The following is a 20,295-nucleotide window of genomic DNA, read 5'->3' on the forward strand; positions in this document are numbered from 1 at the left end:
CTAAAATCCGCAGAGGGACATAATCATGAGAATAGAAGAGAAGTATGCCGAACTTTATATCAAAATGGATGAGAACATCAATGTCCGAAAAAACAACGGAAAAATGCCTGCTATGGGGTATACAAGCAACTTGGATGTTTTATGCGATTTTCAGATGGATATTTTAAATCATCTCCTTGAAGAATTTATGCAGGGAGAAGACTTGCGTAACATGAAAGCATCAAAGGTTATAAGAACAGTACAGGATTTTATTCGCACTTTGGTTTATTTTTGCGGGAAGGGAATTGGCGGCGAGGTTGAGATAGAAGATACCGAAATCATCGAGAAGTTCTTTGCGACGAAGTACGGTATAGGAGGAACTGCAGCACAAGCGGCAATGGCATTAGCTGCCGTTGGATGTCCCTCCGTTATTCATCTGACCGATGATTCCAAAGAGGTTTGCGAAATTCTTGATTCGCCGCGCATCTATACAGTGTCTGCTGACGGCAGCTTGATTCATACAAACCAAGTGACACAAAAATCCGAACAAGAATTACACTACATTATACAGTTTAAAAAAGGAGACATGATCCGTTTAGGAGATCAAGAGCTGGCGATACCGATATCGAATCGTTTGATTATTACAAGGATTACGGTAAACGAAATCATGCCGTTCTCGAAGCCCTATTTCGAGTATATTGAGAGGTATGCCAAAGATATCAGCAGTAACGTACTTTCTAGCTTCAATGCCCTTAAGGACAAAGAAATTTTACAAAAACGATTAGATGATGTAAGACAACATATAAGAAAGTATAAGGCGAATAACGAGTCGGGTATCGTGTTTTTTGAGGATGCTCATTATCACAGTGATGCAATAAGAAAATTATGCATCGAAACGATCTATTCCGAAGTGGATATGGTTTGCATGAATGAAGAAGAGCTGGCTTATACACTAAGTATGTATAATTTCCCTATTCAGATTGATGATATCATCTCATGCGTGGAGGGGATAAAATACCTTAAAGAGAAATTTAGGATGAGCAAGGGCATCATTGTACATACAAAGGATTATTCTTTGTATGTAGGAGATAGGCTTCCAATTGATATCGAAAGCGGTCTCATCTATGGAAATATGCTTGCTACTGCAAAAGCTATGGTTGGTTGGTATGGTTCTAAGGAAGAGATATCAAAAGTGATAGAGCTTCCTCTGAGCGAAAAGGGAGTGTTTAATAAGGAAATAATAGATAAGAGTATATATGCTGGAGAGGCCATAATCGTTCCTACCAAGTATATCGATAAGCCCCGGTATACGATTGGATTAGGCGATTCATTTGTAGCAGGCGTCCAAATTTGTTTTATGTAACACATTCGCGAAATATAGCTGCATTTCTGTTGAAGCTCAAGCGTAATTCATGCTTTGACCCGTATAGTCAATGCAGGAAGATGCGCTTGTATTGTTGCCGTGGATGAAGATATCGTTCCTCGATTATCTGGGTCAAATCGGCTTAAGGTATCTCTCCATGCCAATCATGAGTATTGCGGTAGGCTGGTTGTTGGCTAGAAGAGAGCTCAAAACGCAATAAGTTCGTTCGTGGATTGCCCTCTCTTGGATGAGAGGGTTTTTTATTTTTGTGGCATAAACAACGACCGCTCCGGTGGCGATTCATCAAGCGGCTCATTCCCTTTTTTACTTTTTTTAGATTTACGTTTAGAGCCCATTTAGAAATAACCATTAAACTGAATAAGGAAAGCAGTATTGAAATACACGCTGATATTCAAGAAGAACGGAGGGAACTCGTCAGTTCATCCGGCTTTATGCCGGCAAGTCCATGGCGTAAACGGGTATGCAAAAGAAACCGTCTGTGCTGCTCCGGGCAATCAAAATGGTACAGGACCATCCGATTCTTTATAGCGGAAAAAAACTCCACATCGTCTATTTCGGAATATTCAGCGCCTTGAACGCGATGTCGATTCTAACCGCTTTTTATTACTACTTGTTCATTCACGGATATGCCGTCTCGGAAAGCACTTACTACATGCTGCCGGTCGGGGGAGTGATGGTTTGGGCCGGCGCCAGGCTCATGCATCTGATTGCGCTCGGCAAAAAATTTTTCCGGAATCCCAAAAAATATATGTCCGAAACCGGGTTTTATTTCCAGGGCGGAATCATAGGTGCCGTCCTATGGTCGATTCTATACGCTTCCGTTGCGAACATCCCGCTCAGCTTCGTTTGGGACGGTCTTTGCTTCGGTACGTTGTTGGGACAATTTTTCGGACGAATCGGTTGTTTTAATTACGGGTGCTGCTACGGGAAAACAACGACTTCCCGATGGGGAATCGCCTACACAAACTTGAAATCGAAAATTTTGCGGCTTCATCCCGAGCTTCAAGGCGTGCGCGTTCATCCGGTACAGCTCTACAAGTCCGGCATCAATCTAGCCGCTTTTACGACCTTGATGTGCCTCATTCCCTTACATTTGCCCAACGGTCTCATTACAATCGGGTTTTTCATCTACCATGGAGCGACGCGCATCATGATGGAATGGTTTCGCGCGGACATTTATTTCCGCCAAAAGAGAAACCGGATTACCTATTATTTTTCGGTGATGGCGATCCTCTCGGCAATTCCGTTGCTGTTATTCGGGAAAGCTGCCGATCCATTATTTTTGCAGCGCAGTTCGCTATCCGAGCCGCATTCGCTGAAATCCGTGAATCAGCTATTGTTCCATACTCCGTACTTGATAGAGGTCGTTCTGCTCATCGGGGCCATCATGTTCGTCGGATACGGGATTCACGGCAAAACATTAGGAAGATTTCCAATTCCGGAAAGGGGGACACATGAACACAACCGTGATGATCGTCGGAGCCGGTCCATACGGCATTAGTCTTGCCTATGAGCTTTGGCGGCTCAAAGTGCCATTCGTAATCGCGGGGCAACCCTTCTCGCTTTGGTTCGATCATACGCTCGGCTCCATGTCGATTCGCTCCGACTATCATACGAGCGAGATCTATACGCGAGATAATACTTTCAACATCAAGCGCTATATCCAGCAGAAATTCCCCGACCGAGCCGACGAGCTGTTAAACCACCGCATCTCGACTTCGGTATTTCGCGATTATTTGCGGGACGTGTTGAAGCGCTTGCCGTTTCCCATCGAACGGCAAAAAGTGGTGCATGTAAAAAAGCAGGGGGCATTATTCGTGCACACATTGGAAGACGGGCGGCAAGTAATCTCCGAAGCGAGCATCATGGCCACGGGCATCGAAAATCACGGCGTGATTCCGGAGGGTCTGGCGTCGCTGAGATCCGACCTCGTGTTGCATAGCTGGCAGGTAGCGGACTACGAAAACATAAAAAACAAGCGCCTGCTCGTTGTCGGAGCAGGGCAGTCCGCCGCGGAATGCGCCGCCCATTTGTCCAAGGAAAACCAGGTCACCTGGGTGATGCGCAAGCAACCCGTGTTTTATTCCGAACCGATCAATTTGCCAAAACCGGCGTTCAAGTTCATCCTGTACGCCTCTCCGTATTACTATTTCCTGCCGCCGCGGATCAAATCGCTGCTCGGCAAAAAATTCGTCGAGACGACCATGACGCCAGATATGAAAAACGTATGGGAATCGAACGACCTTCGCACCGTCTATGCGGACGTAAACGACTTGAAGTTGTATGAGGATAAAGATGGACCCATCAAATCGGACGTATTGAACGAGTCCTATGACGGGGTTATCGCGGCGACGGGCTTCCGCTACCGATTGGATGCACTCCGCTTCCTGGATGCCGGTCTTCGGCGAGCCATTCAAGTCGAAGGCGGCATCCCGATCGTCAATTTCCGATTTGAAACGAGCGTGGAAAAGCTGTATATGGTCGGCGGAATCACGGAGCCCCGTTACGGCCCCGCACAGCGGTTCATGATCGGAGCGAGACACGCTACGCTTACTTTAGGGAGAGAATTGTGTCCATGATCGTTCCTTTGTCGCCGTTGCAAAGATGGGATGCTTTTTCGCGCCAAGCGCCGATTTTTTTGAAGCGGGAAGATTTGATCCGACCGGACGGAGGCAATAAAGTCCGCCGCTTCCAAGCCTTTTTCGACCGGTACGGACATGTGGACCGCCTAGTTGCCATGTCCGATCCCGGATCGCATACGTTTCAAATCCTGTTGCAATTTCTGCGAGAGAACGATGGGAAAGGCGCCAAGCATCTTCACTTTCTCGAGCGAGCGGCCAGCACGACAGCCTACGCGGATCGGGGAAGGAAGCTTTACTTGAATCACCATCGCGTTACGATCAGTCGGGCTCCGGCCCTCATTCAGCTGGCCAAGTATTTTGCTTACAAGTGGCTCCCGTTCCGCGGCGTTCGCACGATCGGGATCGGCGGCCGGGTTCCCTTATCGCCTAATCCTTTTGAAACGGCGTTCAGCGAGTGTATTCAACAACTGCAGGAATATCACGTCGAATGTCCAATCGTGCATGTATTTCCGATCGCTTCAGGGAACATGCTCGACGGCTTTCTGCATCGGAAAGCCCGATCAGCGCCCATGAACCATTCCTTCATCGGCGTAACGACCGGGTATCGGTTATCCGTCCCGCTATTAAGGATGAAATATGGCCGATATCGTGAAGTCGCGTTCATCCGCCCGTTCCGCCTGACGATGGAACAATATCGGAACCGGGCGGTTCGGTTTCATCGACATACGGGGGTTTGGCTCGACCCGATCCATACGATTCATCTGTACGATGTCCTCGAAAGCGGAAGGCTTCCGAAAGATGCAGCGATTGTCGTGTGGATTACTTGCCCGTATCTCCATTCCATCGATTTTAACGTGCAATAGCCGGGGTTAAGGAGGGAACATGGGATGAAATCTTCAATCGTACTATGGCGTGCTGCCGGTTCATTGGCTTTCGTTGCCACCTTGTTGTTTATGTTCGGGTTGATTTATGCGGCTCAAGATATCATCTATCCCAAACCTTCAGATGCCAATGCCGCTTCCAACCCAGTGCCGACGAACAGCGCCGCTGAATCGTTACCTAAAGGTGAAACGATGATTCTGGCGTTAGGAGATTCTTTAACAAGGGGGACCGGCGATTTATCGGGAGACGGCGGTTACGTCGGCAAAGTTCGCACGCATCTGGAAGAGCTCTGGAAGAAGCCCGTAAATGTGGTCAATCAAGCCGTTAACGGTTGGCGTGCAGACAGCTTGCTTCAATTTATGGAGGAGCCTGACGTTCAGAAATTGATTCGACAAGCCGATATCGTCATGCTGACGATCGGCGCCAATGATTTAAGTCAAGCCGGGAGCACCAATCAGTCGGACATCAATTATGCGGAAATCAACAAAAACTTGCCTGTCATCGAAGAGAAACTGAACCAAATTTTGACCAAAATCGCGGCATTGAATCCGAATTCCAAAATTGTATATGTGGGTTTATACAATCCTTATATCAAAAAGGACCGAAATCAAGAGGGATCTTCGATCCTGCAGCAATGGAATCTCAAGGCGGCACAGATCGCAGACGGCTTTCCCAACATGATCGTCGTTCCTACATTCGATTTGTTCCAGTTTGATATCCAAAAATATTTATACACCGATGAATTTCATCCGAATTCGCTCGGATATGATCGAATCGCCGCCCGTGTCGTTCAAGCTTTGGAATAAATTTCGCGAAGGAGGTGAATAGCAGTGAAGGATGAATCTATCGTGTTATCCGTGCGCGATATAAAGAAGAAGATTAAAAATAAATGGATTATCAAAGGAATCTCCTTTGACGTTCGGGCCGGAGAAGTATTCGGCTTCCTGGGTCCGAACGGATCCGGTAAAACGACCACGATCCGAATGCTCGTCGATTTGATCAAGCCAACGGAGGGCCAAATTTTCATATGCGGCATTCCGGTAGGCAATAAGCCGGACGAAGCGCTGCAATACGTCGGCTGCATCGTGGAAAACCCGGAGTTGTATCCCTACTTATCCGGTTGGGAGAACTTGGAGCATTTTGCGAGAATGCTGAAAAACGTAACGAAGCAGCGGATTCATGAGGTCGTGGAAATCGTGGGTTTAAACCAACGGATTCACGACAAGGTAAGAACGTATTCGCTCGGCATGCGCCAGCGGTTAGGCATTGCGCAGGCGCTGTTAGGCAAGCCTAAGCTGCTCATTCTGGATGAACCGACCAATGGATTGGACCCGCAGGGAATAAAGGAAATGCGCGTATTCATTCGCAGCTTGGCCCAAGAGGGCTTGTCGGTGTTTGTTTCCAGCCATCTGCTGAGCGAAATACAACTCATGTGCGACCGCGTCGCCATTATCAGTCATGGGAACGTAACGGCTGTGGGCCATGTAGCGGATTTGATGCGTCCGGCGGAAACGATCGTCGAGTGGCGGCTGTCGCCTTTTGAAGAAGGGATGGCGATTTTAAAAGCAAGCGGGTATGTCACATCGTTCGAGGAGCTTCCGATAGGCGAAGGATCAAGCAACCGAATCGTACGCTGTAAAATGCCGGAAGACCAAATTCCGATCAAGAATGCCGAACTGGTACGCTCGAAAGTCCGGGTAAACGCCATCACGGTGAAAAATCCGACGCTGGAAGAATTGTTCCTGCGCTTAACGGACGGTGAGACCATTGATTAGCCTGTATCCGCTGATTCAAAACGAAACGATCAAATTGCTGAAAAAGCGCCGTTTTCTCGTGATTCTCGTGATTGTCGTCGTGCTGGTATCCGTGTTTACTTACGCCCAGACGAGAATCGCAGAGAACACGCGCAAGCAACTCGGTACAACGGATTGGCGCATCACCACGCAAAATCAAATTGCGGATAATACGAACAAATTAAGCAATATTCGTATTCCCGATGAGGCGAAGCGCGCGATCAAAGTCGAGATCACAAGGTTGCAGTACGCTTTGGATAAAAACATTAATCCGCAAACGCCCAGCGGCGTCACCTTTACGCGGGATTTTTTCGGAAATGCGATCGGGTTGTTCCTGCCGTTATTAGTCGTGATCTTAGCCATAGACCTTGTCTCTGCCGAGCATTCGACAGGCACGATTAAAATATTACTGACGCGTCCCGTGCGCAGATGGAAAGTATTAATGAGCAAGCTGATCACGCTCCTGTTATTTACTTCCTTAATCATTCTGATGACGACTTTGATATGCTATGCCATCTCGGGGTTGGCGTTTGGTTACAGCGGTTGGTCAATGCCCGTAATCACCGGATTTCAAGTGACCGGGGATCAATTAATCACAGCCAATGCCCATGTGATTGAACAATGGCGCTATCTGTTCATGGAAATCAGCTTGTGCTGGTTCTCCTGTTTTGTCGTGGGCTGCATCTCCTTAATGGTATCCGTATTGGTACGAAGCACGGCGGCAGGAATGGGGATCATGCTGGCCGCCTTGATCTCTGGCGTGATCCTGGTCAACATGGTTGCGAGTTGGGATAGCGCCAAATATTTCTTCATGGTGAACTTGCAGACGAATACGTTTTTAAGCGCCGCTTTACCGTCAGCGGGATCGCCGCCAGTTCCCGGTCTTACGTTGCCCTTTTCACTTTCGGTATTAGCCGCCTGGGCACTGATTTCATTGGTGATTTCATTTAGCGTGTTTACCAAACGGGATATATTGAATTGAAAGGGGGGGGGGATATTGTGGGGAAAATCGGAGCTACCGAGAGAAAGTGGCTTCTGACGCTCCACCTGTTGTTTTCCGGGCTCATGCTTGGCGAAGCGTTTGTCTTTTTGATTCTGAGCCTTACAGCGGCAAATACGAACGATGTCGGCGTGCTTCAAGCGTGTTATACCAGTATGCATGTGTTATCCAAAACAGCAGTTCGATATTCGGTCATCTTCGTTATCATCACCGGAATATTGCTGTCGGTACGGACCCGCTGGGGGCTCTTCAAATTTTACTGGATTATCGCCAAGGAAATCTTGACGCTCTTTACAGTCGCATTGGGACCCATCGGCATGTATGCCTGGACGCTCCAAGCGGTCAAGCTGACATCGGCTGAAGGATCAAGCGTCCTTCAGGATCCGGCGTTCATCGTGAACAGAGGCGAGCTGAGGACCGGGATTATTCTCCAGATCCTTTTTCTTTCCGCGATATTGGTGCTTTCCGTCTTCAAACCATGGGGACCGCGAAAACAAAAAAAGCGACCCAGGCGGATCTTTCGGGGACGATAACGTAAAAACACACCACGCCACGAATCATCCCGTCGCTGTGACGCTGGAGAAAATGCGAACAAGCTCTTCCCCTAAGGGATGAGCTTGTTCGTCGCGAATAGGGGTTCTAGTCAGCTGCGAACGGACTTTAGTGCGGTTGACCAACGAATGACCTGATTCAACATATCGTTCACATGTGCAATGTGCAGTTCGGCCGGCTTAAAAATCGTGTAATTCTCGAAATCCGTAAACATACTTAGAGCGGGGTGCGTACGAACGTCCGCCACCTGCAGCTCCCCCAGAATCCCGCGCAAATGCTCGGCGGCGCGCGTCCCTCCCGAAGAGCCGTAGCTGACGATGCCGGCTGCTTTGTTGTACCATTCCGCACGTGCGGAATCCAGCGCATTTTTCAATGCCCCGGTAATGCTGTGGTTATATTCCGCAGTAACAAATACGAATCCATCCAGACTGGCTATTTTCTTGGCCCAAGCCGCAACCTGCTGCTCGCCGGAAGGGTCTCCGAGAAACGGCAGGTTGTAGTCGGCGAGATCCACGATTTCGTATGTGGCGTCGCCGCGCTTGTCTGCAAGTTCCTTGACCCAGTTCCCCACCTGCGGGCTTACTCTCGCTGGGCGCGTGCTGCCCAAAATAATACCGATGTTCATTTGAGCGGTTGTCATTGCGGGTTCCTCCCCTGTAAGATATCAATCGACTATTCCTGCGTTATCCTCCTTTCCGCGTAGTAAGGTCCTCCTGACAAAAACGGTGAAGATCAGCAATGCAATCAGCCCGGAAACGGCGCATGAAACAAACAGAAAGGAGTAGCCCAAGTGCTGGGAAATCAATCCAAGTATGATGGAGCCAAGCCCGATCCCCAAATCCATGGCCGTGAAGAAGGAAGCCGTGGCCACGCCTTTTTTGTCAGAAGAAACAAGGCTTAGCGTTGCCGCTTGAAGCGTGGGTTGCGCCGATCCGAAGCCGATTCCGTACAGAACGGCAGAAGCCATGACTCCCGGCAATCCATTGGAGAAACTCAAAATAAGCAGCGCGATGATCGTAATCATCAAAGACAGAATAATGATGGAAGCTTCGTTATAACGATCTGCAAGTTTCCCGGCGATAGGACGGGTTATCGTTAGAGCAATGGCGTAGACCAGAAAGAAAGTACCTGCGTTAACTTGGATGGTGCTGGAGAACAACGGCAGGAAGGTGGTAATACCTCCGTACGTAAGGGCTAAGAAAAATATCGCTGCGGATATTGCCAGAACGGATCTATCGAAAAATACCGTTCTCCGCTTGTTGTCCTGTCGCAATGTGGGCACCTTGGTTCCCCGGGCAATCAGGATGGATACGACAGACAAGCCGGCGGCTAGGAAAAATAAACTGTGGAAAGAGTAGCTTTGGACCACCCACATTCCGATGATGGGGCCCATGGCCATGGATACGCTCATGGACATGCCGTACCATCCCATTCCTTCGCTTCGGCGCTGAGCAGGGATCACATCGGTAATGGACGTTCCGATGGAAGTGGTGGAAACGGCCCAACCGCAGCCATGAAAGATTCGCAAAAGAATCAACAAGAGAAGACCGCTTGCCCAGTTGTACAGAAACATAGCCATTGCGAAGAGAATCAAACCTGCAAGAATAAAGAAGCGCCTGCCGAATCGGTCTAGAAGACCGCCGATGATCGGACGAACAACGACTGCGGACAAAGTAAATCCGCCAATGATGAATCCAAGCTGCGATTCGCCGATGCCCAATTGCTGGATGTACAGCGGCAATGTCGGGAGGAGCAAATAAAACCCGAAGCATAAGAAGAACATCGTTAACGTTAATCCCGTAAAAGATTTGGTCCACAAGCGTTTCATCGATTCACTTCCTCTTTTTTGGTAGTTATCGATAACTAACATTCTAGAGGAAAAAAATTAGGGTTTTAAACCCTTGGCAATAATGGATATCGAAACTTGAAGGTTATCGTCTGGGAAAGGGGGCGCGATATCTTCCAAAAGCAAGCCGGAAATAAATTTCCCGTAATTAAATCGCATGAGCGTCAAAGCTTGGGACTCAGGATTGCCTTGGATCACTTTGCCTTTTTGCTGCATGACACGGAAATATTCGGTGACTATGGCAAGAAACTTGGTCGCATTATTGTGCAGCCTCAGATGGATTTCGGGCATCGTTTTACGTTCCATAATGGAAATCAAGTAAATTTTTTTATTTCTGTTCAACACCTGGTGGTACAGCTCGCTGATCATGTTCAAATCTTGTTCCAGCTCATAGGCGAGATTCTTCGGGTTGATCTGTTCAATCGGGGCGGAGGAGAGATAGTGATCGACTATAGCGTCCAATATCGCTTTTTTGGAACCATACGTCCGAAATACAGTCATCTCGCTGATGGATGCAGCCGCGGCGATTTCCTTTATGGTTACCGTCTTGTATCCTTTCTCGGCCATTAGATCTAAAGCAGACAGGAGTATTTTCTCGGCAGTGTTTTCTGTTTTCATGCTCAAACGAATCATCCTCATGTTAGTTACAGGTAACTAACTTTTTTGATTTGATCTTACTCCTGCATCCAAGGATTGTCAATAGGCGGGAATATCCTTGTCGTTGCTTGCTGAAGCGCTTGCAGGTTTATTGCCATTTCAGCTCCTGCTAATTCTTGGGACCACCGTTTTCTTTCATGAAGCGAGTGATTTGTTTGCTTTGCCTACGCTGGCGATTCTGATTGTTGCCGCTATGGAACGATTTCTTTTTTTCAGGTTGGCAGCGTCTGTCGTGCTTGGCGTTGGCCTATTGCTTCTATATGTACCGGTATGCTGGCTGATATACGTGATGCTGCTGCTGCCCCTTACACCTGTCGTGATTGCTTTGAACGTTGTGCCACTTTGCTTCATAGCAGCATCTTTGTCAGCCAGGCCCTCTCTTGGATGAGAGGGTTTTTTATTTTTGTGGCATGCACGCGGCCGCCAGTTTATTCACTTTCTACTTTTTTTAGATTTCGTTTAGAGCCCTTTTAGAATTAACCATTAAACTGAAAAAGGAAAACAGTTTTGAGTGACGGGAGATGAATGTTGTGGGGAAAATCGGAGCAACCGAGAGAAAGTGGCTGCTGACGCTCCATCTGTTGTTTTCCGGGCTGATGCTTGGTGAAGCGTTTGTCTTTCTGATTCTGAGCATTACAACGGCAAATACGAACGATGTCGGCGTGCTTCAAGCATGTTATACCAGTATGCATGTGTTATCCAAAACAGCTGTTCGATATTCAGTCGTCTTCGTTATCATCACCGGGATATTACTGTCGGTGCGGACCCACTGGAGGCTCTTCAAATTTTACTGGATTATCGCCAAGGAAATCTTGACGCTCCTTGCTGTCGCATTGGGACCAATCGGCATGTATGTCTGGACGCTCAAAGCGGTCAAGCTGACATCGGCTGAAGGATCAAGCGTCCTTCAGGATCCGGCGTTCATCGTGAACAGTGGCGAGTTGTGGACCGGGATTATTCTCCAGATCCTTTCTCTTTCCGCGATATTGGTGCTTTCCGTCTTCAAACCGTTGGGATCGCGAAAACAAAAAAAGCGACCAAATCTTGCCTAAATAAAACCTCTGTTTATGCTTGATGGCCAAATTTCCGTCTATAGCGACTCAGCGTAAGGAGGGGCCAGATGTATCGGTAGCTGTGATAATGAACATATAAAGGCGAAGGGGGTGGCCAAGTAGATGGCTATACCTTTTTGTTGCGCAGGCGCTGCCCGGCGAGGAGGTACGCGCCGACGTGGTCAGTGACGGCAAGTCGTTCGACCGCGCTCGAATGACTGCGCTATTCGAGCTGAGCCCGTACCGGCGCGGGGCGCCGTGCCCGATCTTCGATGCGTGCGGCGGCCGCCAGCTGCAGCACTGGGACTATGTGGCACAGCTGTGGGTGGAAGCGGTAGCACGTCGTCGACAACCTGGCGCGCAGCGCAGTGAAGGCAAGTAAGCGGCGTGACAATCTCCATGGCTGATTTCGCTACCTAATACGTACGCAAAGCTGATCTCCGCTCCGTTACGGTGGAGGGTCAGGGGACATATTGGGTTTACGAATATGAAGGATCCCTGAGCGAAATGGAAAACATCTTACACTTGGAGATGTAGTATATCGAATTCGGCAGGAGTATTTTGGGCAGATCATCGTGTATGTTTACCAACAAGCCATGGAGAACAAGCCATTATTCGACATCATTAAGCATCACAAGATATCCGCCCAAACAACCTGATCACCTCTCCGCTACACGTTTGCCATTTTTCGAATTATTGATAGAAATCACAAAACTCAAGTTATCATATTTAAGTCCGTGTAATATGGGGGCCTTTTATGTTATCGGATACATTCTTATCAAATGATGATATTAAGAGCATTGTGCGATTCTCGATTGGTGACTATAACATTATCCGTTTGCCTATGAGCCCTTTTTGGTAAGAGATAAGTAAGATCTATTCTCATGGAACGAATGTAGAACCATACAGCTCTTTCATCTTTTGTTGAGAAACGACCGCCTCTTCATAAGAAGAGGCAGAAACGATGAAAAGCGTCAATTTTTTATTTTCCCCCCAATTACTCACAATATTTATATGTTCAAAATTATCATCAAACCAGATAATACTCAACGTGACGAATTCCCATGGTTGTGAGGGTTTTTGATAAACAAGATTACTCATGTTTATCCCATTATTTTTTTCGAGTACATATGTATCTAACGTGTTATTTACTTTTGTAAAATCTAAGCCATCAATCATTATTTTTCCTTTGAATATGTGTTGGCGAAAAAAAGGCCGGTACAGTGTTCCTGATACTCTTACTGAAGTATGCTTGATGGAAGAAGGGTCGTTCTCGTAAAAGCTGACAGCAGGAAGAACTAGATCCACTTCTTTGGGGAATTTATAGAAGTATAAAATGAGTGACGTTACTATTCCTAATACAATTATCAGAGTTAATGTAATTTTAAATATTTTGAACACTATAATGGCACCCCCTATTCTTCTGGAAAATTGGATAAGATTTGTGCGAAGTTATAAATTACACTTCGCACAAATCTTATCATTTTATTATTACATCACAAATGGGGATGCAGGTGTGGCTACAGGTACTGTTTTAATTAATTTATTTTGAAATCCTCTCATCTCGGCCCATGTTATATATGCATTTCTGGGTGCAGAAGGGTCAAGATATGCTGCAACTGCGAAAGAACCATTTCTATGTGCAGTAGTGTTATAGTAGCTGAAGGGCCTCTGGTCAGTGTTAAAACTCAACTTCTGGACTGCGCCATTTGACTTGTATGAGAATTCAGGTATAGTCCAACTAATATTTCCATATACAGCAGATGAAGTGAATGTCAATTTTTGTTTGTCATCTGCTTCACCTAATTTTTTTACATACATAAAGTCTATATTTTCATACCAACCATATGTGTAATTCGCCTTAATATCAGTGACTTCTGTTGTCCTGCTAAAGTTTGCATCGGTAACAAAGCTTTTCAAAGCATCATATACAGTGATTGTAGCATCAAGAGGTCCATACAACTGCGATACCCCTTCTTTCATGACGGTGATAGCTAGGTTTGCAGCTGCAGCCTGGAATGAATCAGAATTTGACAATAGAATCCCTCCTGTTCCCTTGAGAATGGAAGGTTGATCATTAGGTTCTGCAGTCAGATGTTGAACTTCGTATGTGACTCCGTTCTTTACCCAATTGTTCCGAAAACTTGACCAAGCATAATTTGAGCTAGGTGGCGTAAGATGAACTTTCCGTTAAACAACCGACTTCCCATAACTGACCAACTCCCATTAATTTTTTTTGATGTCACTTCCCTGCTTGATAATTGAAGGATAAAAAGGTAAATGACACCTACATTTATAAAATATACTAAATTTCTATAATTTACAATCTTTTAAGAATGATTATCAAACTAAGTGGGACACCTCGTCCATGAAGGCTTTGTGAGCCCACTTCCAACCCAGACGTTTGCGGGAACGAATTGTAAACAGATGAATCAATCGGCGAGTTGTTCGTAACAGCAGCGAAGTAATGACCCTCGGGGATGAATTCTAGGAGGAACGCAAACGCAACAAACCCGCATGTAAGGATTGTAAACATCGTCGCAGAATAGAAAGAGATTTTGTCATTTTATCCGCAATAAGAAGGGAGAACGATCACTAATTTCAAAATATCCCCGCATGACCCTCGCATACCAGAAACTCCATATTCGACAATCCGACTCCACGTTCATCACAATACGGCTTTGGTGTCGTGGCCAGTACCCACAGGTACCTTCCAGACGGCAGATTGGAAACGGACTCCTTCGAGGTCGCATCTACACGAACATGACATTCTGATATCAAATGAAGATGTATCGTATGTAATAGCTTGTTCAGGTGCGTGGACAAGTATCACGGCTGGTTGAACATAATTGCCCTTTAGTTGCTGAAACCGGACAAATCGCAGACTTTACGCTATCAAAACAGGCACGGTGAATTTTTACCTCTATATGAGAGGTGATTATTGGATTTGCTTCGATTCAGGATTTGGGGCCAAATTTCCGTCTATAGTGACTCAGCGTAAGGAGGGGCCAGATGTATCGGTAGCTGTGATAATGAACATATAAATGACCCGGAAGGCCGGCACCTGTCGGATAGGAGGCCGTCCATTTGTCTTCTTGCAGGGAAGCGATAAGTCTGTAGATGCCTTTATCCATTGCGGCAGTTGATTGTGGATGTACAGCGATGAGAGCGTCTAATGCCCATGCGGTTTGAGAAGGCGTGCTTTCCCCCAAAGGCACATAGTGCCGAAGCCGATCGCTTCTGCAGGATTCTCCCCATCCCCCGTCAGCGTTCTGGATGTTGAAGAGCCATTGGGCTCCCTTTTGTACAGTCTCATGTTCGAAGGAGATGTTCGCAGCCTTTAATCCCGTTAGGGCAGCCCACGTACCGTAGATGTAACAAATCCCCCATCTTCCATACCATGAGCCGTCGTTCTCCTGATGGTTCATCAGCCAGTTGGTTCCGCGTTTGATGAAGTCGTGCCGAGTGTCAAGTCCGGTAAAGTTTCCTAAGTACTCTAGGGTGCGCCCGGTAAGATCAGCTTCCGAGGGATCGATGGCTGCCGATTTGGCGCCCTCTATGGCAAGCCAAGTGAGCATTTCATTGTTTGTGTTTTTTTCGAAGGCCGGCCAGCCTCCGTCGTTATTTTGCATCGATAGAACCCAATGGAGCCCGCGATTCCACGATTCTCTGTAGGAAGGATTGGCAGGAGATAAACTTCTGATGGCTCGTAAAGCTGCAGTTGCGTCATCCACATCCGGGTTCATGGTATTGGTTTCCGAAAAACCCCATCCCCCAGGCAGTGTATTGGGATTATGAATACTCCAATCTCCTGAATGGTGATGCTGTCTGGAAAGCAGATAAGCAGCTGCACCCCGAATCGTCGCATGGTCATCGGCCATTCCGGCTTCCTGCATGGCGTAGGTGATCAAAGCGGTATCCCATAGGGTAGAGGGTGAGTTTTGAATCGTCGTTTTACCGTCAGAGCGATATTGCATAGCTGTTATGCCTTGAACGGCACGCGTGATGAGAGGATGCTGCTGATCATAACCGAGGGCAAGCAAGGCGTAGATCATCAGAATGGTGCTGCTGGCGTAGCTGTATAAGGTTCCATCCGATTCAATCCGTTGAAGAATGAACTGTTCTGCCTTTGTTGTGGCGGCTTCATGGATCGAGCGGGGCGTGCCAATAAGCCTGCGTAGTCCGGCCTGTATGCTGTCTTGCATCTCCTGAAACGCACGAGCGGGCTGTTCATCGGTGTTCATAGGATCAACATGAAGATCGGATAGATCGGGAGTTTGATCAGTCTTTATAGAATAATGCCGATCGGCCATGATCAGCATGGAAATCAGATGGACTCTTGAATACGCTGAAAACTCAAAAAAGTTGATGGGAAAAGAAGCGGGGAGAAGCAGCACCTCAAGAGGAATGGACGAGATGGATAAGGGCCATTTCCTTTGCCCAGTAGCAGCGAGGATGGCTTGGGTCAAGATGCTGGCGACTTTTCCAAGACCACCTTTGGATTGAATGAAGCGCTTGGCTCGTCTAATCGGCTCATCCGTTGTTTGGCTATATCCGGAATAGAGCAAGGCATAATAAGCTTCAACAGAAGCCGATAAGTTTCCTTCTTCTTCATCGGGGAACAACTTCCAGTAGCCTTCGGGCTGCTGTTCGGCGAGGATGCGATCATGCAGTTGCCGAATAAGGGCTTCATTCTGAATGTTCAACGTTCGAAAGAGAATGATCACGTATGCATCTATGGTCGTCCCGTTCTCGAAACAAAAACGCCAAGACCCGTCTTGTTGCTGCTGCTGAATAAGTGTATTTGTCAGTCGCTGAATTTCCTCATCTATTTTGATTAAAATAGGAGTCATTTTCCCGGGGTACCTCCGTGATACATTTTCACCATTATATGATTGTCGACAATGGGAAATGAGAAAATGAGGAGGTGCCAAAGGCACAGGAGCACATCAGGAATCGTACCGGGCTGCAAGACCGGCTACGCCGCAATTTGGGACTGCACGCTAACGACTGGCAAGCTCTCAAAACAGCACAATCCTTAAGGTATCTAATGTGCATGGCAAGGTGGACAAGGTTCTAACAAGGTATTCATTTACCTCAAGAATAAGTAATGTTATATTGTGGTATTAATGGTTTGGTACCTATTCCATTTTCGAAAGGGTCAATATGGAACAATTAGAGCAGATGATTAAAGAAGGTAAAATTGAATCGGTACTCCGTTTATTAAAAGATGGAATTGATCCTAACGTAAAAGTGGGTATATATGATAATCCACTGGAATGTGCTTTTGATTTTAGACAATATGAGATTGCAAAACTGTTTATTGAGTATGGTGCTGAGATTAATGACAAGAAGAATCCTGCTTTTGTAAATGCAGCGCATGGTGAACCCTCATTATTTGAGTACCTGTTTCAAAAAGGAGCTAATATCAACGCGATTAGCCATGTAGGTCACTCCGCGCTTAGTCGCGCGATAGCATTCGAGAACATCTCCGGAGCAATCGCTCTTGTGGAAATGGGTATTGACATAATTGAGATTGGAGGAAAATCTCTAAGAGATGCAGCATGGGGTGGGCATTTTGTCATCGTAAAACTTTTAGTTGAACATGGTGCTGATGTTAATTTTAACGGTAAAGATCAAGTGTTTCCATATTGCACAACACCAGTACAAATGGCCGCATCCGGAAATCATTTTGAAATCGTAAAATACTTAATAGAGCACGGTGCAGATGTAACGATAAGGGATAAGTATGGCGACCGTGCATTTCTTGAGGCAAAGCGGAACAAGAATAAGGAAATGATGGAATATATAAAGCAGTTTGAACCACCCATCTGGCATGAAGCAGATAAACGTGCAGAAGAGCTCAAAAAGATGGGAATGCCGGCGGACATCGTAAAATGGCTTGGTACAGAAAATCGAAGAATTGATCTTCCAGGGACAAGCCCTACAGAATACGTCGAGTTTGAAACAATCTTTGACGTGAAGCCGATAGAGTGGCGAGGTAGGATATTTTTAGACTTTACCAAGGAAGTTGAAGGATATGGCGGTACTGGTTTCATCATTTGGATCCCTGATCAAAAATGTCTAGGTAGCTTCGATATAGAACATGAAGAGCTTTTCATCTTTGAAGGTGTAAAGTGGAGTAAATTCATTAAGAAGTTGCCAGTCGTAGTAAGTCACGTGCTGGATGGTCTACCGATCGATGAGCTATATAATTAGTGTTTCTTCCGGTGCTACCTTATTTCACATGGCCTTTTGTTGGCGTTCCGTTCGGCTCGACCCAGCCATAGGAGTATTTTGCTTTAGACCCCTTTAAGCATAGTGGTTCGTGGGATGGATAAGAAGCTGGAGCGATTGGATTAGTTACAGCGATGATCCGATCGCGACGGGAGAAGAAAAAGAGCTGAGAGGCCACGTCGGATACGGGTTTGGGGGCTGTTACAGGTTGCTGGTTGGTGACCTGTTGCGGCCCTCTTTGGGCTTCTCGTTCAACAGCTTGCAAACAAGAAGTCGGAGAAAGCAATGCTTCGGTCTGTATGTTATTAAAAAAGGCTTAGCAGATGCTTGCCGATAAAAGCGTATATGAGCATCCCCGGAATTTTGCCTATTGCGGATGCTAACGCATAGACTGGAAAAGAAATAGAAGCGGCACCGGCATAAATGGAAACGATCGATTGCGGAAGCACGGGGATCAGACGCGCCAATAAGATGGAGACAAACGGGTTTTTCTTCACTTTTGCATGAAAGGAAACCATTCGTTCGTTGGCCGACAGCCATTTATTCGTTTGTTCGCTATAAAAAGTTCTAGTGAAGGCGTACATCAGAAGGGAAGATATCCAAGCGCCGGTCCAACACAGCAAGGCGCCTGGGAGAGTGCCGTACATAAATGCCATGATCCCAATGACAACGCTGTAAGGGAGTATAGGGAAAAAGGTAAAGCAAATCGTTATCAACAGCATAAGGAAGACTGAATGGGAGCCCTGCTGCATCCAAGCCAGAAGCTCGGATTTATAAACGATAAGCATGCTTATCGTTAATGCGTAGAAAAGAAAAGCAAGCCATCTTTTTATCTTCGCGTTACCTGACGGAGCATATATATTCCTCATGAATCGATTATACAAAAATGCCGAGGAGAAATCATTTGCACGTTATCGTGGGATCCAAAAAAATACCCGCCCATTCGAGTTAAGAGTTGACAAGAATTGAACGTTATTTTCGTCTAAATCGACGCTCATTCGCAGGGGAGGATCGCTCTTATTCCGAGTGGATCTTTTGCTCGAGAAGTGGGCTGCGACGGCTTCAATGATGGATAATACGTTAAGCGGAAACAGTTGCTAAAAAAATGATGTTGCGGTATATTGAGAATAAATTGTAACGTTCCAAGAACGAATTTATTTTTTTACCAGCTTAATAAAGAAGAGGATTGATATGACGACATTAAAAGACATAAGCCTTCTTGCAGGCGTACCGGTAAGTACCGTGTCCTATGTTTTGAACCGCAAGGGAAAGGCGGTCAAGGAAAAGCACAGGCGCATATTGGAAATTGCCAAAGAATTAAACTATGTTCCGAATCAAAAAGCGGTCTCCCTCGTATCCGGACGCGCCAACAATATCGGATTGGTGATAGCCGTCAACCCGCAATTGACATATTCGGAACCGTTCTTTTCCGAATTGTTGTTACGTATGTCCAGCCGGCTGTCTCAGGAAAATATGGGACTTACGCTTTATAACGGCTACGGGCGGGATGTTCAATCCTTATATCAATATGTTCTGAGTGGCAGCACAGACGGATTCATCTGGTATCAAAGCGTCGTGCCGGAGGAAATCAAGCAAGCTGCCAAACAAAGAAATATCCCGATCGTTGTTATTCTTGATAAAGATGAAGATGTAAATTATCTGGCCATCGATGATTATTCCGGACAGATGAAAGCGCTTCGTCATCTCTATGATCTGCAACATAGAAAAATATTATTTCTCACGGCTGGTGACAGCTCAGTTCGCAGAAAAGCTTATCTGGATTTTGTCGAACGGCACGGTCTCGAATATCGGCGTATTCTCGACGTTTCGCTTCCCGAGGACAGTGCCTACAAGGCGGTCGATCGCTATTTGACGCAGTATGGAAGAGATTTCACCGCGATTGCAGCCGAGATCGACGTAAAAGCGATTGGCGCCATGCAGGCGATGGTAAAATGGAATATCAGCGTGCCGGAAGAGGTGTCCATCATCGGATATGACGACATTCCGATGGCTTCCAGCATGAATCCGCCGTTGACAACCGTACAGCACTCCTTGGTGCAGCTGGTAGACGATTCCATAAATATCCTTTTCGATTGTCTGGATAATGGAGTTACCAGGCTGATACACAAGACATATGAGCATCATCTAGTTGTGCGCCATACGACAGGGCCTTGCCGACAGTAAGCGCAGCAGGGGTTTCCCATAGCTCTTTCCGATTGGCATAATAAGCTTCCGCCAAGCGCGGGCGCTCTTCTTCGAGGGGGCTTCGATAGAAGCTTATTTTGTCCAATGTTGGAACGATACAAGAACGAATCAATATCGAAACAAAAT

General features: G+C 46.6%; 20 protein-coding genes. 13 read left to right on the forward strand and 7 right to left on the reverse strand.

Annotation, left to right across the window (positions count from 1 at the left end):
- The first annotated feature begins 25 nt into the window (after positions 1-25).
- From LKX83_RS04715 to LKX83_RS04750, 8 genes are all read left to right on the forward strand, one after another.
- Entirely contained in the window at positions 26-1,342 is a 1,317-nt protein-coding gene (locus LKX83_RS04715; protein ID WP_227881003.1) for an ADP-dependent glucokinase/phosphofructokinase, read from the forward strand.
- 520 nt (positions 1,343-1,862) lie between these two features.
- Positions 1,863-2,864 carry a prolipoprotein diacylglyceryl transferase gene (locus LKX83_RS04720; RefSeq protein WP_227881127.1) on the forward strand — a complete coding sequence of 334 codons (1,002 nt, stop codon included), beginning with the start codon at positions 1,863-1,865 and terminating at the stop codon, positions 2,862-2,864.
- Positions 2,818-3,942 (forward strand): NAD(P)-binding domain-containing protein, encoded by a 1,125-nt coding sequence (locus LKX83_RS04725; protein ID WP_227881004.1) that lies wholly within the window; start codon positions 2,818-2,820, stop codon positions 3,940-3,942. Before LKX83_RS04720 ends, LKX83_RS04725 begins: the two co-directional genes overlap by 47 nt.
- Positions 3,939-4,808 carry a hypothetical protein gene (locus LKX83_RS04730; RefSeq protein WP_227881005.1) on the forward strand — a complete coding sequence of 290 codons (870 nt, stop codon included), beginning with the start codon at positions 3,939-3,941 and terminating at the stop codon, positions 4,806-4,808. Before LKX83_RS04725 ends, LKX83_RS04730 begins: the two co-directional genes overlap by 4 nt.
- Before the next feature lie 24 nt (positions 4,809-4,832).
- Positions 4,833-5,633, forward strand: a complete 801-nt coding sequence (locus tag LKX83_RS04735; protein ID WP_227881006.1) for a GDSL-type esterase/lipase family protein — start codon at positions 4,833-4,835, stop codon at positions 5,631-5,633.
- An 18-nt stretch (positions 5,634-5,651) separates the two neighbouring features.
- A complete protein-coding gene (locus LKX83_RS04740; RefSeq protein WP_370639026.1) occupies positions 5,652-6,602 on the forward strand; it encodes an ABC transporter ATP-binding protein in 951 nt (316 codons plus the stop codon).
- Positions 6,595-7,602 (forward strand): ABC transporter permease, encoded by a 1,008-nt coding sequence (locus LKX83_RS04745; protein WP_227881008.1) that lies wholly within the window; start codon positions 6,595-6,597, stop codon positions 7,600-7,602. The genes LKX83_RS04740 and LKX83_RS04745 overlap by 8 nt, the downstream gene beginning before the upstream one ends.
- 17 nt (positions 7,603-7,619) lie before the next feature.
- Positions 7,620-8,153, forward strand: a complete 534-nt coding sequence (locus tag LKX83_RS04750; RefSeq protein WP_227881009.1) for a DUF2269 family protein — start codon at positions 7,620-7,622, stop codon at positions 8,151-8,153.
- Between the two features lie 110 nt (positions 8,154-8,263).
- Here LKX83_RS04750 and LKX83_RS04755 read toward each other — a convergent pair whose 3' ends face one another.
- The 3 genes from LKX83_RS04755 to LKX83_RS04765 are packed head-to-tail and all read right to left on the reverse strand — an operon-like array spanning position 8,264 to position 10,636.
- Positions 8,264-8,812, reverse strand: coding sequence for an NADPH-dependent FMN reductase (locus LKX83_RS04755; protein ID WP_227881010.1), 549 nt, complete (start codon positions 8,810-8,812; stop codon positions 8,264-8,266).
- A 24-nt stretch (positions 8,813-8,836) separates the two neighbouring features.
- The gene (locus LKX83_RS04760; protein ID WP_370639023.1) at positions 8,837-10,042 is read right to left on the reverse strand and encodes an MFS transporter; all 1,206 of its coding nucleotides are present in this window, start codon (positions 10,040-10,042) and stop codon (positions 8,837-8,839) included.
- A gap of 15 nt (positions 10,043-10,057) precedes the next feature.
- Positions 10,058-10,636, reverse strand: a complete 579-nt coding sequence (locus LKX83_RS04765; protein ID WP_227881012.1) for a TetR/AcrR family transcriptional regulator — start codon at positions 10,634-10,636, stop codon at positions 10,058-10,060.
- Between the two features lie 97 nt (positions 10,637-10,733).
- Between LKX83_RS04765 and LKX83_RS04770 the strand changes: the two genes are divergently transcribed.
- From LKX83_RS04770 to LKX83_RS04780, 3 genes are all read left to right on the forward strand, one after another.
- Positions 10,734-11,063, forward strand: coding sequence for a hypothetical protein (locus LKX83_RS04770; protein ID WP_227881013.1), 330 nt, complete (start codon positions 10,734-10,736; stop codon positions 11,061-11,063).
- 142 nt (positions 11,064-11,205) lie between these two features.
- The gene (locus LKX83_RS04775; protein ID WP_227881014.1) at positions 11,206-11,727 is read left to right on the forward strand and encodes a DUF2269 family protein; all 522 of its coding nucleotides are present in this window, start codon (positions 11,206-11,208) and stop codon (positions 11,725-11,727) included.
- A gap of 178 nt (positions 11,728-11,905) precedes the next feature.
- Entirely contained in the window at positions 11,906-12,109 is a 204-nt protein-coding gene (locus tag LKX83_RS04780) for a hypothetical protein (RefSeq protein WP_227881015.1), read from the forward strand.
- A 500-nt stretch (positions 12,110-12,609) separates the two neighbouring features.
- Here the strand turns inward: LKX83_RS04780 and LKX83_RS04785 are convergent, their stop codons facing one another.
- From LKX83_RS04785 to shc, 3 genes are all read right to left on the reverse strand, one after another.
- Entirely contained in the window at positions 12,610-13,128 is a 519-nt protein-coding gene (locus LKX83_RS04785) for a hypothetical protein (protein WP_227881016.1), read from the reverse strand.
- A gap of 90 nt (positions 13,129-13,218) precedes the next feature.
- Positions 13,219-13,764, reverse strand: a complete 546-nt coding sequence (locus LKX83_RS04790) for a hypothetical protein (RefSeq protein WP_227881017.1) — start codon at positions 13,762-13,764, stop codon at positions 13,219-13,221.
- Positions 13,765-14,684: 920 nt separating this feature from the next.
- Complete coding sequence (gene shc, locus LKX83_RS04795) at positions 14,685-16,580, reverse strand: squalene--hopene cyclase (protein WP_227881018.1); 1,896 nt, start codon at positions 16,578-16,580, stop codon at positions 14,685-14,687.
- Positions 16,581-16,893: 313 nt separating this feature from the next.
- Here shc and LKX83_RS04800 point away from each other — a divergent pair, with 313 nt between their 5' ends.
- Positions 16,894-17,946: an ankyrin repeat domain-containing protein gene (locus LKX83_RS04800; RefSeq protein WP_227881019.1), complete on the forward strand. Its 1,053-nt coding sequence runs from the start codon at positions 16,894-16,896 to the stop codon at positions 17,944-17,946.
- Positions 17,947-18,269: 323 nt separating this feature from the next.
- On the opposite strand, the gene LKX83_RS04805 is transcribed toward LKX83_RS04800, so the two are convergent.
- Positions 18,270-18,833, reverse strand: coding sequence for a TVP38/TMEM64 family protein (locus LKX83_RS04805; RefSeq protein WP_370639024.1), 564 nt, complete (start codon positions 18,831-18,833; stop codon positions 18,270-18,272).
- Between the two features lie 322 nt (positions 18,834-19,155).
- On the opposite strand from LKX83_RS04805, the gene LKX83_RS04810 reads away from it, so the two are divergent.
- On the forward strand, positions 19,156-20,148 hold the full coding sequence (locus LKX83_RS04810; RefSeq protein ID WP_227881020.1) for a LacI family DNA-binding transcriptional regulator: 993 nt from the start codon (positions 19,156-19,158) through the stop codon (positions 20,146-20,148).
- Positions 20,149-20,295: the final 147 nt, after the last annotated feature.

This window comes from Cohnella baijiui, assembly GCF_020731285.1.
Classification (GTDB): Bacteria; Bacillota; Bacilli; order Paenibacillales; family Paenibacillaceae; genus Cohnella.

Bases quoted from the DNA above. Each gene is read 5' to 3' on its own strand.
- LKX83_RS04715 (WP_227881003.1), top strand. From the start codon at position 26: ATGAGAATAGAAGAGAAGTATGCCGAACTTTATATCAAAATGGATGAG.
- LKX83_RS04720 (WP_227881127.1), top strand. From the start codon at position 1,863: ATGGTACAGGACCATCCGATTCTTTATAGCGGAAAAAAACTCCACATC.
- LKX83_RS04725 (WP_227881004.1), top strand. From the start codon at position 2,818: ATGAACACAACCGTGATGATCGTCGGAGCCGGTCCATACGGCATTAGT.
- LKX83_RS04730 (WP_227881005.1), top strand. From the start codon at position 3,939: ATGATCGTTCCTTTGTCGCCGTTGCAAAGATGGGATGCTTTTTCGCGC.
- LKX83_RS04735 (WP_227881006.1), top strand. From the start codon at position 4,833: ATGAAATCTTCAATCGTACTATGGCGTGCTGCCGGTTCATTGGCTTTC.
- LKX83_RS04755 (WP_227881010.1), bottom strand. From the start codon at position 8,812: ATGACAACCGCTCAAATGAACATCGGTATTATTTTGGGCAGCACGCGC.
- LKX83_RS04760 (WP_370639023.1), bottom strand. From the start codon at position 10,042: ATGTTAGTTATCGATAACTACCAAAAAAGAGGAAGTGAATCGATGAAA.
- LKX83_RS04765 (WP_227881012.1), bottom strand. From the start codon at position 10,636: ATGAAAACAGAAAACACTGCCGAGAAAATACTCCTGTCTGCTTTAGAT.
- shc (WP_227881018.1), bottom strand. From the start codon at position 16,580: ATGACTCCTATTTTAATCAAAATAGATGAGGAAATTCAGCGACTGACA.
- LKX83_RS04800 (WP_227881019.1), top strand. From the start codon at position 16,894: ATGGAACAATTAGAGCAGATGATTAAAGAAGGTAAAATTGAATCGGTA.
- LKX83_RS04805 (WP_370639024.1), bottom strand. From the start codon at position 18,833: ATGAGGAATATATATGCTCCGTCAGGTAACGCGAAGATAAAAAGATGG.
- LKX83_RS04810 (WP_227881020.1), top strand. From the start codon at position 19,156: ATGACGACATTAAAAGACATAAGCCTTCTTGCAGGCGTACCGGTAAGT.